Here is a 15,867-nt window from a genome sequence, read left to right as displayed (position 1 = left end):
TTGTAAATTTGCTGAACTTTCTTAAAGTTTGTCAGGAGGATCTTGATGATCTTGCGGCCAGAAAGGTTCTCTGCGGTTCTGCCATGTCACATCCTGAAGACGTAGTGGCGTACTGCCGGGCCCATGAATGGCGATGTAATCGACATCGTCCGCGAGCAGTTTGCGAAAGTTCATCAGGTTCTTGCATGACACAAGGCGACACTGTTTGATGTCGACACCGCAGGCTGCGTAATGTTCATCCATGTGCTCGTAGGCTGCATGGCTCGCACAAAGGAGCCGAAGTCCGCCGACGCGAAGAACAGCTGTAGGACCGAGTGTGTTTTCCAAATTTGCCGCCGGTCCACCTGAATACACAAATCGACCATCGTGCAAACTCTCGACAGTTGCTGTCACCGAAACTGGTGGATGCCAACGAGAATCGAGCCATGCACCGACCTGAAACTCTGCTTCGGCTCCTATTCCCAGCTCGAATGCGCGGGCAGCACAATTCGGGTCATAGATACAAAGCGCAGAGGATACATGCAATGCGTGTTTGATGATTGCTGCAAGTAAGCGAGGGCAATCACCGGCTGAGCCACCTCCGATACTGTCTGGAGTGTCAACCAGAAGCGTCGTACGCGCGTCGCCAACAAGCGCTGCACAAACCGCCTCATTGGCAGTCATCGACGGGAGCTCAAATTCGTGTCGGATCGCCCACATCGCATCCAAGATTTCCTGCGCAACCATTTCGGCCCCTTCAGGGTCGGCATTTGTGACGGCCAGGCCGGTTATTCCGACATCTTCCATGTCGAGCCAAGGTTGAACGGGGAAGTAACTGACGCTTAAAGCCTTGTTATCGATTTCGGCCTTGCGAGCTTGCTGTGCAACACCTGCCATGGGCGCTCCTTCAAGTGTCGAACCTCCGAGAACAGGAAAGATGGCATTGTACTTCTTTATCCTTGTGACGGGTTTTATTTCTCCGTTTACCGCAGCTACTAGCAGGCGTGCGGCCCTTATCCCTGTCTCATAGGCATCTATATGTGGATAGGTTTCATAGCCTACAATAATGTCGGCATGTTCTACCATTCGGTTTGAAACATGTGCGTGTAAATCAAGACTAATGGCGATTGGCAGATCCGGGCCAACGATTGAACGCAAGCGCGCAAGGATCGCACCTTCTGGGTCTGTTTCTTCAGTGCAGATCATTGCCCCATGAAGCGCAAAATATATCCCATCAAGAGGCATTGCATCTTGGACGCTCTCCTCGATTTGCAAGAGCAGCTCCTGAAAGAAGCGTTCGTCTACCTGACCACCGGCGCTGCCTTTTGCAGCGACAATCGGGACGACTTGCATTGATGCATCTAAAATGGTTTCAATTCCACCGGAAAGCGCAGTTTTCTTGCCCTCAACAAATTGCAAGACGTTGTCTTTGAAAACAAGCCCTTTGCGTTCAAAGTCTTCGCGCTGATCCACTCTCAGAGAAAGACTATTTCCTTCATATTCGAAGCTCGCAACAGCTATACGCACACAACTCTCCTTAACTAACCTTATGGCCTATGAGATCAAAGATTCCCTGATCCGGGATAAATTATCAATGTAATATTACCGGTAACTATTTAGCTAGTATTACCGGTAACTATTATGCAAGTATTACCGGTAACAATGATTGAGTCAATACTGGAATTACGTTAAAGTCTGTTGTCAAATATGACTGAGAATTCTAGATGTGTGCACTTTGATGGTATCCCAATGACAAAAAACAAGCCTTATCGACGTCCTAAGCCACGCCAATCCATGGTGAATATGCGTGATGTGGCGAGGATGGCGGGTGTGTCTACCCAAACTGTTTCGCGCTACTTTAAAGAGCCTGAAACCTTGAGCGATAGTAATCGTATTCGTATCGCCGAAGTCGTTGAAGAAACAGGATATTTTCCAAACCCAGCTGCGAGCAGCTTGTCGGCTAATAGAACGAAGCTTGTGGCTGTTGTTGTGCCAACTGTGGACCATTCTATTTTTTCAGAAGTCGTGGCGGGCCTCGCTTCAGAACTTGAGGCTAATAATCACGAGCTACTTATTGCCCACAATGATTACTCACTTGATAAAGAGGAAAAACTCGTCGAACGGTTTTTAATGTATAAAGTTGCGGGAATTGTCCTGGTGGGTCAGTTGCACAACGACCGTACGCGAAAATTATTGCAAGCCTCAAATACACCGACCGTCGAGCTTTTAGAATGTGCTCAAGCACCAATCGATAGTGTGATCGGCTATTCGAATTTTACAATGGCGGAGGAACTGACCCGGCAGCTAATTTCCCTCGGCCGCCGCCGAATTGGTTTCATATCAGCGATGCCTGACGGCAATGATCGTGTTCAGTTGCGCCGGGAAGGTTACTTAGCAGCCCTGCGAACGGCAAACATAATGATCGACGAAAGCCTAATTGCCCATGCGCCATTCAAGATTGAAAATGGCGCTTTGGCGTTCGAGCGGATGTTTAATGAAAATCAAGATTTGGATGCTGTTGTATCGAATGACATTCATGGTGTTGGTGTGCAGCTGCAATGCGCGCGTATGGGGCTGTCAGTACCGGATGATATTGCGATCACCGGGTCTGATGATCTCGAGATTTCATCTATCCTTGATAAGCGATTGACAACAGTTTGCATAGATAGTCATAAAATGGGGGCTATGGCCGCAAGAAGACTGCTTGAACGTGGCTTCAGTTTGAAGAAAAAAGATACCGTCATTGATATCGGCTACGAAATCCTCTGGCGTGATACAACGCCTTGAAAAGATGGTAGATCATACCTTTGCGCATCCGAACATTTTCTTCATAAGCAGTTGGTATTGAACTGTAGCAATAAAATTGGTGATCCCGGCAGGATTTGAACCTGCGACACCAGGATTAGGAATCCTGTGCTCTATCCCCTGAGCTACGGGACCAGATGATTGCATTCGCACTCAATCAGATATTATGTTACCCCATAATAATATTTGCGACACAATACAATCGCTCAAAGCACATATAACGATGTTATCAATATGACTTCAGAATTAGATTTAGGTTTGCCGCTTGAATATCAGCTCATGCCTGATTGGTTTGACGCACATAATGTTAAAGCAGATACCGAAGACAAAAATGCGAGCCTTCGAGAAATCCTATCGGCCCATAATGTATTATCTGTGCTTGATATGACCTGCGGAACAGGTAGTCAGGTGTTTCATTTAACCAAACATGGTTTTGATGTAACAGGTTCTGATTTTAGCCCAAAGCTTCTTGATATTGCGCGTGAAAAATCCAAAGCTTTGGGAAGAAATATCTCGTTTATTGATGGAGATATGCGTAATATTCAAGTTGGGCAATTTGATGCGGTGATTACCATGTTTAATGCGATTGGGCATGTGTCTAAACTTGATTTTTGCAAAACTATTGAGAATGCGCGAAGTAATCTTAATCAAGATGGATTATATGTTTTTGATATCTTCAACTTGCAAGCAATGAACAATGACGCCATTAAGTCGCTTGAAGTGGTCCAAGAAAAAGAAGCCGGTGGTGCGCGTTTTCATCAACATCAAATTTCAAAGATTGATCATGAAAATGGTTTGATGGTTTCAACTGACTATTATGACATTTATTGGCATGATGGACGACGAGAGCAGCGGCAAAATACCTTTACGCTGCAAATCTATACTGCTGATGAATTGAGGGATCTTTTGCAGCAGAATGGCTTTGACATCGTCGATCAAACGGCGCTGGATGGATCGAAATTCATCAAGGACCAATCTTTAGAGATTTTAACGGTCGCGAAAAAGTTAAGCTGATTGCGGATGGAAGGAAGAGCCACGTGTCTATGCCAACACGCGCTCTGCCAATTTGACCCAATAAGACACGCCATATGGTATGGCTTCATCATTAAAGTCGTAAGCTGCATTGTGCAGCGCTGGGGTGTCACCATTTCCAACCATGATGTAGGTGCCGGGTCGTTGTTCGAGCATGTAGGAAAAGTCTTCGGCTCCCATGTTGGGATTTGCTTTTCGATCAACTTTGTCCGCGCCTGCGATTTCAGACGCAACATCTGCCGCTAAAGCTGTTTGATCATCATGATTAACTGTCACTGGATAGTTGCGCTTATAATGAACTTCCGCTGACATATCGTATGTTGCAGCAATATTTTCAGCAATGCCTTTAAGGCGGGTTTCTGCTAAATCGCGTAGCTCGTTTTTAAGCGTTCGAATGGTGCCAGATATCACGGCTTGTTCTGGTAGGACATTCATTGCAGTTCCCGCATGAAATTTGGTGACAGATATCACAAGGCTTTCAATCGGGTTGGTGTTGCGCGCAGCAACTGTTTGTAATGCCGTGACCACATTTGCGCCAGCAACAATTGTATCTGTAGCGGTATGGGGGTAGGCGGCATGGCCACCTCTGCCCGTTAATGTGATGACAAATTCGTCGGTGGAGGCCCAAATTGCACCGTCACAAATTGCAAATTCGCCAATGGGAATGCCGGGCATATTATGCATGGCGTAAACTTCATCAATCGAGGCTTTTTCTAACATGCCATCATCAAGCATGGCTTTTGCGCCTGCGCCACCTTCTTCTGCCGGTTGGAAGATTAGCGCAATATTGCCTTTAAAGTTTCGCGTTTGTGCAAAATGTTTGGCTGCGCCTAAAAGCATGGATGTGTGTCCATCATGACCGCATGCATGCATTTTGCCTTTTGTTTTTGATGCCCAAGGTTTGCCAGAAATTTCCTCAATCGGCAACGCGTCCATATCCGCGCGAAGACCCACGGTTTTACCATCACCTAAATTTCCTTTGATAATGCCAACCAGACCGGTTTTTCCAAGGCCCGGGATAATTTCGTCGACGCCAAATTCTTCCAGTTTCTTTTTTACAAACTCTGCAGTTTCAAAAACATCATATTGAAGCTCGGGCTTTTGGTGCAATTCTCGGCGCCATTCTGTGATTTCAGGATGCATTTCATTCAGGCTATTTAGGATGGGCATGTCGTCACCTTGATAGATTTCATCGATTTGTTGAGAATTGTATTAAATTTGAGTTGAGCGCAATGCTCTTTTTGCCTATTTGTTTATATAGTCAAACCTTATCAAGGGCTACGGGGACAAAATGAGTGATATTTTAAATAAGCGATTGAGTTCGAAACTTGTTGTTCTACTGAGTTTTGCGTTTCTGAGTTTGTTAAATCCTGCAAAGGCTGCTGGCCCTTATATTGCGGTAGATGTAAAATCCGGTCGTGTGGTTCAACACAGTCAAGCGTTTCAAAAATGGTATCCCGCATCTTTGACCAAACTTATGACCGCTTATGTTGTTTTTCGCGAAATTAAAAACCGTAAGCTGAGTTTTGATTCAATGGTAACGATGAGCACATATGCTGCGTCAAAACCAGCCAGTAAAATGTATTTCAAACCTGGGACGGAATTTACGATAGATTCGGCTTTGAAATACCTTTTGGTTAAATCTGCTAATGACGTTGCAGTTGCCATTGGTGAGCGTGTGGCGGGTTCCGAAGCAAATTTTGTTGCGATGATGAACCGTGAAGCGAAACGTTTGGGTATGAACAACACGCGATTTGTAAATCCCAATGGCTTGCCGGGTAATGGGCAGTATACAAACGCGTATGACATGGCCGTGTTGGGCGTTGCTCTTAAAAAGGAGTTTCCCCGATATAAGGGCTATTTTGGTCTAGGTGGCATCTCTACCGGTAAGAAAACTTATCCAAATTATAACCTCTTGCTTGGTCGTTTTTCCGGTGCTGACGGTATGAAAACAGGCTATATTTGTGCATCTGGTTTTAACCTAGTAAGTTCTGCAACTCGCGGGAGCAAATCCATTGTTGCTGTTGTACTGGGTGCTAAAAGCCAAGAAGAGCGTGCCGGACTGGCGGCTAATCTGTTGCAGGCCGGGTTTTCTGGAAAGCGGTCAGGAGGGCGACTCTCAAGTATGAAGCCTTATGGACAAACTCGAAATCAGCTTGCAAACATCCGCAATCAAATTTGTACAAAAGAAGCCCGTGCTGCGCGCCTTGACGGTCGTGATCTTGAAGTTAAGATCCGCGAAGCATCGCCTCATATCAAAGCACTGAGAATTGCTCCGAAGATTGCTTCGGCTCCTTACCGCAATCCTCGTCCTGCGACGAAGCTCTCAAACTTGAAAAATGTTCCTATTCCAGCACCAACATTGCAGCGTTAAATCGTCACGCTTTGGTCAGGCGTGTCTTGATTAGCGCAAGGAAAAGAATTGTTCCAAAGGCAACAGCAAGCGCAATCAATAAGTGTTGATTGAGGGTTATGTCTCCATATAAATACTTGTTGGAAAAGTAAAAGCCGACGATGAATTGCACATTCATAATCGCCATTGTTCCCCATATGCCAAAACCATGCCGGTGCATGATCAGATCCATGGAATAGCTTAAAAAGAAGCTCAGTATGAGCATAAGGGATATTCCTGTCAGGTCTAACCCGGTCATTATTTGTGAAAACATTTGGCCGTCCTTTCAGCGGCCCCCCGAGCTTAAGAGATAACATATCCATATAACGGGTGCATTGAGGTTTTGAATATGGCGTGAAAAGAGTGTTGAGAAGAAATATAAAATTTTATGTAACCTAAGCTTTTTGCTAAGTTGGCTGTGATCAAATTTTGGGCTTTCAATTTACATAATTCAATTGTACCAAAACCAAACTGAAAGAACGCTCATCACGTATAAGCAATAAAGTTAAGGGTTATAAATGGCTTCATTCACCTATGTTTTGGCAATCATCTTCATGATTGCAGTCGCTTTCGTTCTTGTTCGTGGACTATTGGTCATGCTCAAGGGCGGTGATGGGAATTTATCGAATAAACTCATGCGGATGAGATTGTTTTTACAGTTTATTGCGATTGCATTGATCGTGATTACACTTTGGCTCACCGGTGGAGGGCGCTAGTCATGGTCACCTTGAACAAAATTTACACCAAAACCGGTGACGACGGCACAACAGCACTTGTTGGCGGGGAACGCCGTGTGAAACATGATCTGCGGATCGAAGCATATGGAACCGTTGATGAGTTGAACTCTTTCATTGGTGCTGCTCGCCTTCATTTAGATGCAGGCAGCGAAGTGGAAGTTATGTTGGGTCTCATTCAAAACGATTGTTTTGACTTGGGTGCAGATCTGGCGACAGCGCAGGCAGATAGTGAATTGGACTATGAACCTTTGCGTATTACTGAAGGGCAGGTGTTACGCCTTGAAGGCGATATTGATAGGTTAAATGCCGATCTTTCGCCGTTGAAGTCATTCATATTGCCCGGTGGATCTGCAAGCGCAACGCATCTTCATTTGGCGCGTACAATTGCGCGGCGCGCAGAACGCATCATCTCCCATTTGTCTGAAAACCCAGACGAGACCATTAACAAGAACGCGCTTAAATATGTAAATCGGTTGTCTGACTTTTTGTTTGTAGCTGCTAGATGGTGCAACAATAAGGGTGCTGACGATGTTTTGTGGGTTCCAGGCAAAAACCGATAATCGCGGTTTTACAACGATAAATCGCTTCAATAATCAAATTTGATGGTTTACTGTGCCCTTAAGAGACGCAGGAAACACGTGAATGTTCATACCTTTATATGATCAGAATGATTTGGAGCACATTCGTTTCCAATGGGTCACGCTCATACTTATCATCTTAAATGTTGGCATGTGGGTTGTTATGTGGCTTTCGGGTGAGCGTAGTGATTTCAGCGAGCAGATCGTCTTGGGCTATGGTTACATCCCTTCAGTCGCTTTTGATATTAAGGAACTATCGCCTGATCTGGCAATTTTTCCACCATGGTTTACGTCTATTAGCTATTCGTTCGTTCATGGTGGATTTATTCACTTGGCCGGTAACATGGCGTTTTTGTGGATTTTCAGTGATAATGTTGAAGACGCTCTAGGGCATTTTAGGTTTTTAATATTTTATCTCTTGTGCGCAGCAGCTGGCGCCCTTGCACATGGCCTTTTGGATCCAAGTTCGGATAGCCCGCTCATCGGTGCATCCGGCGCAGCGTCTGGCATGGTTTCCGCTTATTTGTTGCTTCATCCCCGTGTTCGGATATGGATTTTGGCATTTGGCCGTATTCCGCTTCCTCTCCCGAGCTATTTGGCGTTAACTTTATGGATCCTCTTTCAGTTCTTTATGTTGATTTATGATGCCGATGGGCAGGTTGCATGGGGTGGTCATGTGGGCGGTATTATCGCCGGAGCCATTCTTATTGTGCTGATGAAGCGCAAAGGTGTGCGATTATTTGCAAAAGTGACGCCTGCCACCGAGTAGTGTTTAATTTTCGGCAAAGCCTAAGCTGGTGGGTAAAAATTTTCAAAAAAACACCAATTCTTACTGGCAAGAACACGTTTTCTTGGAATTATAAATAACAGATCATTAATAAAAAACACCTAAACTCTTCCTGAAATTTTCGGTTTTAGGTGTGTTTTATGGCCAAGCCAGTTGATGATGATGCTCTAAGAAGTGCACGCAAATCCATGATGTGGTTGCGGGTAAGCTATGTTGCTGCGCTCATCATTATGGGATTTATGAGCTATCAAGTTTATATTGAACAAAAAGCAAACGAAACGCGCATCCAAAGCATGATTGCTTTGTCCAATCAGTTCAGCAAAATCAGCACTGGCTTTAATGATGCTGCAAAACGTGCCCGCATCTTAACCCGGGTCTTTTCTCCCGATGCTGTTGATACTCGTATCGAGGGATTTACTTCGGAAGAGCAAGAAGAGTTCTACAAAACTGCGGAACCCGAGAAGAAGATTCAGGTTGCACGCCGGATACAGTTAGCTGATTTAGGAATATTGTTTGAGCAAGTTAAGGTTTTAGAACGGCTTTGGAAAAAGGCGCCTACTGAATTTCGAGCAGAATTCGCGCGCGAAAAGATTTTTAAAGATTCAGATAATCCGTTTGAAGTTGTAAAGCAGTCAACGGATAGTAAGTATTTGCGTTCAGCAAAATCTGAAGCAAATATGCATCTTGCTGCTGAAATGTTTGTCGACCGATTTGATGATTTTTTAAAGTCGCGCATTAATGACACACAAAGTTTCTTAAAAGAATATTTGGCTGGATTTGTTGAACTGCAATCCCAGACACAAAAAGAAGTCCTAATCATGAGCATTCTGACGTTGATTGGCTTGGCTCTTTTTGTGTTCTTACCAGTTGATATTATTCTCAGGCGCTTATTCTCTAAGCTTAATGCGAAAACTCAAGAGGCAAACAAAGCACTAGAGAAAGCTCAGGCTGCTGATAAAGCGAAATCTGAATTTTTGGCCACAATGAGCCATGAAATTCGCACACCGATGAATGGTGTTTTGGGAATGGCAGAATTGCTGTCAAAGACGGAATTGGATACACGGCAGAAGACCTTTGCAGATGTGATTATCAAATCCGGTAATGCGCTTTTGACCATTATCAATGATATCTTGGATTTCTCAAAAATCGAAGCCGCTCAGCTCAAACTAATTGATGCACCATTTAATTTAGTTGAATCCATTGAAGATGTCGGCGCTTTGATGAGCTCGCGTGCTGCGGAAAAAAATATCGAGCTTATTTTAGGTATTGATCCAAATACGCCTGAAATGGTGATGGGTGACTGTGGTCGATTACGTCAGGTGCTCACCAATTTAATTGGTAACGCTGTTAAATTTACGGAAGTGGGCCATGTTCTTGTGCGCACAACTTGTAAAATCCATGATGATAACAGTGGCAATCAAATTGCCAGTATCAAAATTGAAATTGAAGATACAGGAATAGGAATTCCAGAAGATCGCATTAGTCATGTATTTGAGAAGTTTAGCCAAGTTGATGGTTCGACAACTCGTAAACATGAGGGCACAGGTCTTGGCCTTGCGATCTCAGCGCGTCTTGTATCGCTTATGGGTGGTCAAATCCGGGTTTCAAGTCGTCTAAACTATGGCTCCAATTTTAATTTCACCATTGATCTGCCAATAGAATCGGCCAAAGAAATTGAATATTCTAATAATGGCGAAAATATCGCTAACGCAAGAATCTTGGTTATTGATGATAATGAAATCAACCGGACAATTCTTACCGAACAACTTACGGGCTGGGGACATGAATGTGTCGCGGTTGAATCAGGACCTATCGGGATTAAGTTCTTAGAATATGCTCAAGCTCAGCATCAGGCTCCGGTTGATCTTGTAGTTCTCGATTTCCATATGCCGGATATGAATGGCGCGGATGTCGTTAAAGCGGTTCGCGCAACTAATGAGATTGCTGATACACCGATTTTGATTTTATCATCCGTCGATCAAGCGCATGAGTTGGAACAGTTATCTGATGCGAATATTGAGGGGCATGTGTCTAAACCTGCACGCAGCAAACTGCTTAAATCGACCATCGATTCTATTCTCTCTAAGCGTCAGAGGTCACAAAGCCATCCTTTAGAGCAGCCTGAGCCGGAAATGGCTGCTGCAAGCAAAGAAACGCCCGCCGATCCACAAAACATTGAGTTGCAGCACTCCGAACCCATTGTGGACGCTGCAGAGTGCATTGCTGAAGAAGTTGAACACGTATCAGCATCAGTTGAAGAGCAACCTAGTCTGACTGTTCTTGTTGCTGAAGACAATCCTGTTAATCAGATTGTGTTCTCCGAAGCGCTTAAACAGATTGATCTTGATTTTGAAATTGCCAATGATGGGCGAGAAGCTGTTACACTTTGGCGCAAAAGGGCGCCTAAAGTCATTGTTATGGATGTATCTATGCCGCATATGAATGGGCATGAGGCAACGCGGGAAATTCGCCGCATCGAAGAAGCTGAAGGTTTACACCACACTCCGATCATAGCCGTTACAGCGCATGCGATGAAAACGGATGAGCAAAATTGCCGTGATGCTGGTATGGATGATTATATGACCAAGCCAATCTCGCCTGAGATGCTCAACTCAAAGATTTCAAATTGGCTGGATGGACAATCTGCAGGCTCTTCAACTGCAAAACGCGCGTAATTTTGTATGTAAACCATATTTTTTAATTGCTCTTGCTGTCCGTATAGGAAATCACTACATAGCTATAAGACATAACTTGGACTTGCTTTGTTTGTATGTCGTATTCGAGTGCGATTAAAGCAAACAAAAAACGGAGATTTAAATGATTGCGGTTTTTGCGACACTGGATGCGATTTTAGGATTCTACACTTGGATCGTCATTGGTAGTGTTATTTTTTCATGGTTATACGCTTTTAATGTGGTGAATTCTGGTAATCAGTTTGTCGGCATGATTGGCGAGTTTTTGTTTAAATTAACTGAGCCGGTTTTGCGCCCAATCCGTAACATTCTACCAAATCTTGGTGGCCTTGATTTGTCACCGATCGCGCTTTTGTTTGGTATTTATTTCCTGCGTATTTTCTTGGCGACTTCTATTCGACCAATGTTCATGTAATAAACTCGAAATTAGACAATAAAAAAGCGGCTTTGACAGCCGCTTTTTTTGTTTAAAGTAATCTTTTATCTTAAGCTTTAGCACGCTCAATCGCAGAAACGATAAGCTCACGTGCGCGATCAGAATTTTGCCAATCGCCAATCTTAACCCATTTGCCAGGTTCTAAATCTTTATAGTGTTCGAAGAAGTGTTCGATCTGCTGCAATGTGATTTCTGGCATATCTGAAATGTCATTTACATTGTCATAGCGTTTTGTAAGTTCTGTTGAAGGCACAGCGATGATTTTCTCATCTTCACCTGAATTGTCTTCCATCACGAGAACGCCGACAGGACGAACATTGATGACGCAGCCTGGGATCAATGGACGTGTGTTACAAACCAATACATCAATTGGATCGCCATCGTCTGAAAGCGTATGTGGGACAAAACCGTAATTGCCCGGATATGTCATTGGTGTGTACAAAAAGCGGTCGACAACCAGTGTGCCAGAATCTTTGTCCAATTCGTATTTGATTGGATGGCCTCCAACAGGGACTTCGATAATTACGTTGATGTCTTCTGGTGGATTGTTACCAATTTTAATCGCGTCGATGCGCATAAAGCTGCTCCAATATAATTCTTGTATTTTTAGATCGTTTCATTGCTAGACAAAGCAAGTCAGTGACCATCACATACGAGATGTTGTTTAAATAAGTTTGAACGGTTTATTGCGCTGCAAAATAAATTTGTAAAGGTTGAAAGCACGCGAGAGTGCGATTTTGTTCCAATACCTGCAATTAATTACTGGATGAAGCTGTTTGATAGGGTGTATTACGACCAGGCGTATGCGATTTTACCAAAACGTTTGCCGTCGAAAGTCTCGTGACCGGAAGCAACTTTTTGTCCGCCCATGGCTTTGTAAAACTGTTTTGCACCTGTGTTGTCATCAAGGCTCCAGACGACGCAGCCTTGGTGCCCCAAACTGTTAAGGAAACGACGAGATTCAGTGAAAAGTTTCTGACCTAAGCCAACACCTTGAAATTCTGGTCTGAGATAAAGCTCATAGATTTCGCCTTGTTGGCTGAGCTCTTTGACGCGATTAACACCCAGTGTTGTGTAACCAGCAATGACATTGCCCACATCAAGCACCAAAACATTTGCTGAGCCTTTGATTGCGCGTTCCCACCAATTGGCATTACGTCGTTCAAACATTTCTCGCAGTGATTTATGTGGAAGCAAACCGTTATACGCACCTTCCCACGACAAGCGATGGGTCTGAGCAACCTGCCAAGTGTCTTCGGGTTCTGCCGGTCGTATGTCTATCGTCAAAGCATCCATGAGGCTTAGTAAAAGACATTTTTAACCATTTATAAAGGATTTTTTTAAATTAAAAAAACCGCCCACAGTTTCATAACTGAAGGCGGTTTGGAAATTTTATGAAAAACGCTACTTAAGAAGCACGAGCTTTCTCAAAACGCTTGCGCTCATGGGTGTCCAAATAGAGCTTGCGAAGGCGAATATTTTTTGGTGTTACTTCCATTAATTCATCGTCTTGGATCCATGACAAGGCACGCTCAAGAGTCATCTTAATTGGTGTTGTCAGCTTAACCGCTTCATCCTTACCGGATGCGCGCATGTTTGTGAGCTTTTTACCTTTTAGAATGTTGACTTCAAGATCGTTTGGACGATTGTGGATGCCCACGATCATGCCCGCGTAAACTTTCTCACCAGAACCAATGATAAATGGACCACGATCTTCAAGGTTGAACATTGCATATGCAACAGATTCACCTTGTTCTTGTGAGATTAGAACGCCGTTATTACGTCCGCCAATTGGGCCTTTGTAAGGCTCATAAGCGTGGAACAAACGGTTCATGATTGCTGTACCGCGTGTATCGGTCATAAGCTCAGACTGGTAGCCAATCAGGCCACGCGTTGGCGCATGGAAGACAAGACGCTGACGTGTGCCACCTGATGAACGAAGCTCGATCATGTCACCTTTGCGCTCAGACATTTTCTGAACGATGACGCCTGAATATTCTTCATCCACATCGATGACGACTTCTTCAATCGGCTCAAGTTTTTCGCCGTTTTCTTCTTTCATCACAACGCGTGGGCGAGATACGGCGATCTCAAAACCTTCGCGGCGCATCGTTTCGATCAAAACGGCAAGCTGCAATTCGCCGCGACCAGAAACATAAAATGAATCTTTGTCATCAGCTTCTTCAATTTTCAGCGCAACATTGCCTTCGGCTTCTTTAAAGAGACGATCACGGATAACACGAGATGTTACTTTATCGCCTTCAGTACCAGCAAGTGGTGAATCGTTGACGATAAACGACATGGTCACTGTTGGTGGATCAATTGGCTGTGCAACCATTGGTGTGTTGATCGATGGATCGCAGAATGTATCAGCAACAGTGCCTTTTGAAAGACCTGCGATTGCGACAATGTCACCCGCGTGGGCTTCATCTAGTGTCACACGCTCCATGCCGCGGAAGGCAAGGATTTTAGAGATACGGCCAGTTTCAAGTGTTTTGCCATCAGCATGCAAAACTTTAACTGGTTGGTTTGGTTTGATCGAGCCTGAATTGATGCGACCTGTGATAATACGACCAAGAAAGTTGTTGGCTTCCAAGATTGTGCCGATCATTGAGAAAGGACCTTCTTCAACAACAGGTTCTGCAACATGTTCAGAGATCAATTTGAACATTGGTTGAAGACCTTCAGATTGATCGCCATCAAGCTCTGAGTTCATCCAGCCGGAACGGCCTGAACCGTACAAAATTGGGAAATCAAGTTGCTCATCTGTCGCATCCAAGCTGGCGAACAAATCAAACACTTCATCGACAACTTCTTCTGCACGAGCATCAGAACGGTCAACTTTGTTGATGGCAACAATTGGCTTTAGGCCAACCTTAAGTGCTTTACCCACAACGAATTTTGTTTGCGGCATTGGGCCTTCGGCTGCATCTACCAAAACGATAGCACCGTCCACCATGTTCAAAATACGTTCAACTTCACCACCAAAATCGGCGTGGCCTGGGGTATCAACGATGTTGATGCGAAGGCCTTCCCACTCAATAGATGTTGCTTTGGCTAGAATTGTAATGCCGCGCTCGCGTTCCAGATCGTTGGAATCCATCATGCGTTCTTCGGTTGCTTGATTGTCGCGGAATGTAGATGATTGTTTCATCATCTCGTCAACAAGAGTTGTTTTGCCATGGTCAACATGGGCAATGATCGCAATGTTGCGCAGTGTCATTTTCGTATCGCCTTTTAGGGAGGATTGGCTATATATGGTTAAATTTATTGGCGTCGGCGGGAATTATTCCCATGCAGCAACGCCTCTTGGGCGCTCGATACACGGTTTTTGCCAAAAACAAAAGACCTAAAACGCCGGAATGGTTACCGGCGTAGACTATTACCCCAAATTATAAACGTTTTTTGATGCTATCAGACTAGCAATAGTCTTCTGGGCCGATCTTTTGTTCGTCTGAATATCGGCTGCCATGGGCAAAGCCGACTGGAAGGATTTCCTCAATCTCGGCCAATTCATTTTGTGATAAATTGATTTCAGCGCCTTGTGCACATTCTAACAAATGTTCGACCGTTCTGGTGCCCGGAATAGGTATCGCACCTTCATCCATAGCCAGGGTCCAAGCGATCGCTAAACCTGCTGTACTGACATTTTTATCCGCAGCATAGGCTCTGAAACGATCTATCTTCTTCTGATTGGCAGAAAAATTAGGCTCCATAAAGCGCGGGTTGGTATTCATAAAGCGGTTATAGTCATAAGCACTGACATCAAAACTTGCAGCATGGTCTGTTAATATGCCTCGACCAACAGGTGAGAACGGCACAAATGTTGTTCCCAAACGTTTGCAGGCTTGAATGAGGCCAAGTTCCGGCTGACGTGTCCAAAGTGAATATTCATTTTGAACCGCAGCAACTGGATGAATTGCGCTGGCGCGCTCAAGGGTCGCTGGAGAAATTTCAGACAGGCCGATTGCGCCGATTTTTCCCTGCTCAATGAATTTGACCAGAGTTTCCATAACATCTTCGATGGGAATTCTCTGATCGCGACGATGGATATAATAAAGATCTACGTGATCAACGCCCAATCGCTTTAATGAACCTTCAAGACACTCGGTTAGATATTCTTTTGAATTATCAAAGCTTCTTGGCGGGGTGGTGTTAATCCCGCCCTTCGTTGCGATGGTGAATTTCTTATCGGGATTATCTTTTAAGAACTCTCCAATGATGTTTTCTGAAATGCCTTCACCATAGATTTTTGCGGTGTCGAGATGTGTCATGCCGATCTCATGCGCTTTTGCAAGCGTTGCATGAGCGGTTTTCACATCACATTCACCGTAAAAGCCTGCAATTGACATACAGCCTAAACCGATGGCCCCGACCATGGGGCCATTTTGTCCTAATTGACGCTGTTTCATTATTTCCCCCAATAAA

At 44.5% G+C, this 15,867-nt stretch carries 15 protein-coding genes and 1 tRNA gene; 8 read left to right on the top strand and 8 right to left on the bottom strand.

Annotation, left to right across the window (positions count from 1 at the left end; all coding sequences use genetic code 11):
• Positions 1-21: 21 nt before the first annotated feature.
• Positions 22-1,506 carry a M81 family metallopeptidase gene (locus ACZ1GZ_RS00460; RefSeq protein WP_472666466.1) on the bottom strand — a complete coding sequence of 495 codons (1,485 nt, stop codon included), beginning with the start codon at positions 1,504-1,506 and terminating at the stop codon, positions 22-24.
• 222 nt (positions 1,507-1,728) lie between these two features.
• On the opposite strand from ACZ1GZ_RS00460, the gene ACZ1GZ_RS00455 reads away from it, so the two are divergent.
• Positions 1,729-2,766, top strand: a complete 1,038-nt coding sequence (locus ACZ1GZ_RS00455) for a LacI family DNA-binding transcriptional regulator (RefSeq protein WP_472666465.1) — start codon at positions 1,729-1,731, stop codon at positions 2,764-2,766.
• 77 nt (positions 2,767-2,843) lie between these two features.
• Here the strand turns inward: ACZ1GZ_RS00455 and ACZ1GZ_RS00450 are convergent.
• Positions 2,844-2,919, bottom strand: a tRNA-Arg gene (locus ACZ1GZ_RS00450).
• A gap of 99 nt (positions 2,920-3,018) precedes the next feature.
• Between ACZ1GZ_RS00450 and ACZ1GZ_RS00445 the strand changes: the two genes are divergently transcribed.
• Entirely contained in the window at positions 3,019-3,798 is a 780-nt protein-coding gene (locus ACZ1GZ_RS00445; protein ID WP_472666464.1) for a class I SAM-dependent methyltransferase, read from the top strand.
• A 27-nt stretch (positions 3,799-3,825) separates the two neighbouring features.
• Here ACZ1GZ_RS00445 and ACZ1GZ_RS00440 read toward each other — a convergent pair whose 3' ends face one another.
• Complete coding sequence (locus ACZ1GZ_RS00440; RefSeq protein ID WP_472666463.1) at positions 3,826-4,986, bottom strand: M20 aminoacylase family protein; 1,161 nt, start codon at positions 4,984-4,986, stop codon at positions 3,826-3,828.
• Between the two features lie 121 nt (positions 4,987-5,107).
• Here ACZ1GZ_RS00440 and ACZ1GZ_RS00435 point away from each other — a divergent pair, with 121 nt between their 5' ends.
• Positions 5,108-6,190: a D-alanyl-D-alanine carboxypeptidase family protein gene (locus ACZ1GZ_RS00435; RefSeq protein WP_472666462.1), complete on the top strand. Its 1,083-nt coding sequence runs from the start codon at positions 5,108-5,110 to the stop codon at positions 6,188-6,190.
• Positions 6,191-6,194: 4 nt separating this feature from the next.
• Here ACZ1GZ_RS00435 and ACZ1GZ_RS00430 read toward each other — a convergent pair whose 3' ends face one another.
• Entirely contained in the window at positions 6,195-6,482 is a 288-nt protein-coding gene (locus ACZ1GZ_RS00430) for a hypothetical protein (RefSeq protein ID WP_472666461.1), read from the bottom strand.
• Positions 6,483-6,726: 244 nt separating this feature from the next.
• On the opposite strand from ACZ1GZ_RS00430, the gene ACZ1GZ_RS00425 reads away from it, so the two are divergent.
• The 5 genes from ACZ1GZ_RS00425 to ACZ1GZ_RS00405 all read left to right on the top strand — a co-directional run bounded on the left by ACZ1GZ_RS00425 (position 6,727) and on the right by ACZ1GZ_RS00405 (position 11,418).
• Positions 6,727-6,924, top strand: a complete 198-nt coding sequence (locus tag ACZ1GZ_RS00425) for a twin transmembrane helix small protein (RefSeq protein ID WP_472666460.1) — start codon at positions 6,727-6,729, stop codon at positions 6,922-6,924.
• Positions 6,925-6,926: 2 nt separating this feature from the next.
• On the top strand, positions 6,927-7,505 hold the full coding sequence (locus ACZ1GZ_RS00420) for a cob(I)yrinic acid a,c-diamide adenosyltransferase (RefSeq protein WP_472666459.1): 579 nt from the start codon (positions 6,927-6,929) through the stop codon (positions 7,503-7,505).
• A gap of 82 nt (positions 7,506-7,587) precedes the next feature.
• On the top strand, positions 7,588-8,292 hold the full coding sequence (locus ACZ1GZ_RS00415) for a rhomboid family intramembrane serine protease (RefSeq protein ID WP_472666458.1): 705 nt from the start codon (positions 7,588-7,590) through the stop codon (positions 8,290-8,292).
• A 158-nt stretch (positions 8,293-8,450) separates the two neighbouring features.
• Positions 8,451-10,985, top strand: coding sequence for a response regulator (locus ACZ1GZ_RS00410; RefSeq protein ID WP_472666457.1), 2,535 nt, complete (start codon positions 8,451-8,453; stop codon positions 10,983-10,985).
• A 142-nt stretch (positions 10,986-11,127) separates the two neighbouring features.
• Positions 11,128-11,418 (top strand): YggT family protein, encoded by a 291-nt coding sequence (locus ACZ1GZ_RS00405; RefSeq protein ID WP_472666456.1) that lies wholly within the window; start codon positions 11,128-11,130, stop codon positions 11,416-11,418.
• A gap of 70 nt (positions 11,419-11,488) precedes the next feature.
• On the opposite strand, the gene ppa is transcribed toward ACZ1GZ_RS00405, so the two are convergent.
• The 4 genes from ppa to ACZ1GZ_RS00385 all read right to left on the bottom strand — a co-directional run bounded on the left by ppa (position 11,489) and on the right by ACZ1GZ_RS00385 (position 15,851).
• Positions 11,489-12,016, bottom strand: a complete 528-nt coding sequence (ppa, locus tag ACZ1GZ_RS00400) for an inorganic diphosphatase (protein ID WP_472666455.1) — start codon at positions 12,014-12,016, stop codon at positions 11,489-11,491.
• Between the two features lie 212 nt (positions 12,017-12,228).
• On the bottom strand, positions 12,229-12,735 hold the full coding sequence (locus tag ACZ1GZ_RS00395; RefSeq protein WP_472666454.1) for a GNAT family N-acetyltransferase: 507 nt from the start codon (positions 12,733-12,735) through the stop codon (positions 12,229-12,231).
• Between the two features lie 112 nt (positions 12,736-12,847).
• Complete coding sequence (gene typA, locus ACZ1GZ_RS00390) at positions 12,848-14,662, bottom strand: translational GTPase TypA (protein WP_472666453.1); 1,815 nt, start codon at positions 14,660-14,662, stop codon at positions 12,848-12,850.
• Positions 14,663-14,858: 196 nt separating this feature from the next.
• Positions 14,859-15,851, bottom strand: a complete 993-nt coding sequence (locus tag ACZ1GZ_RS00385; protein ID WP_472666452.1) for an aldo/keto reductase — start codon at positions 15,849-15,851, stop codon at positions 14,859-14,861.
• Positions 15,852-15,867: the final 16 nt, after the last annotated feature.

It is taken from the genome of Lentilitoribacter sp. JB5-8, assembly GCF_055693385.1.
This window is presented reverse-complemented; position numbering and strand designations above follow the sequence as displayed.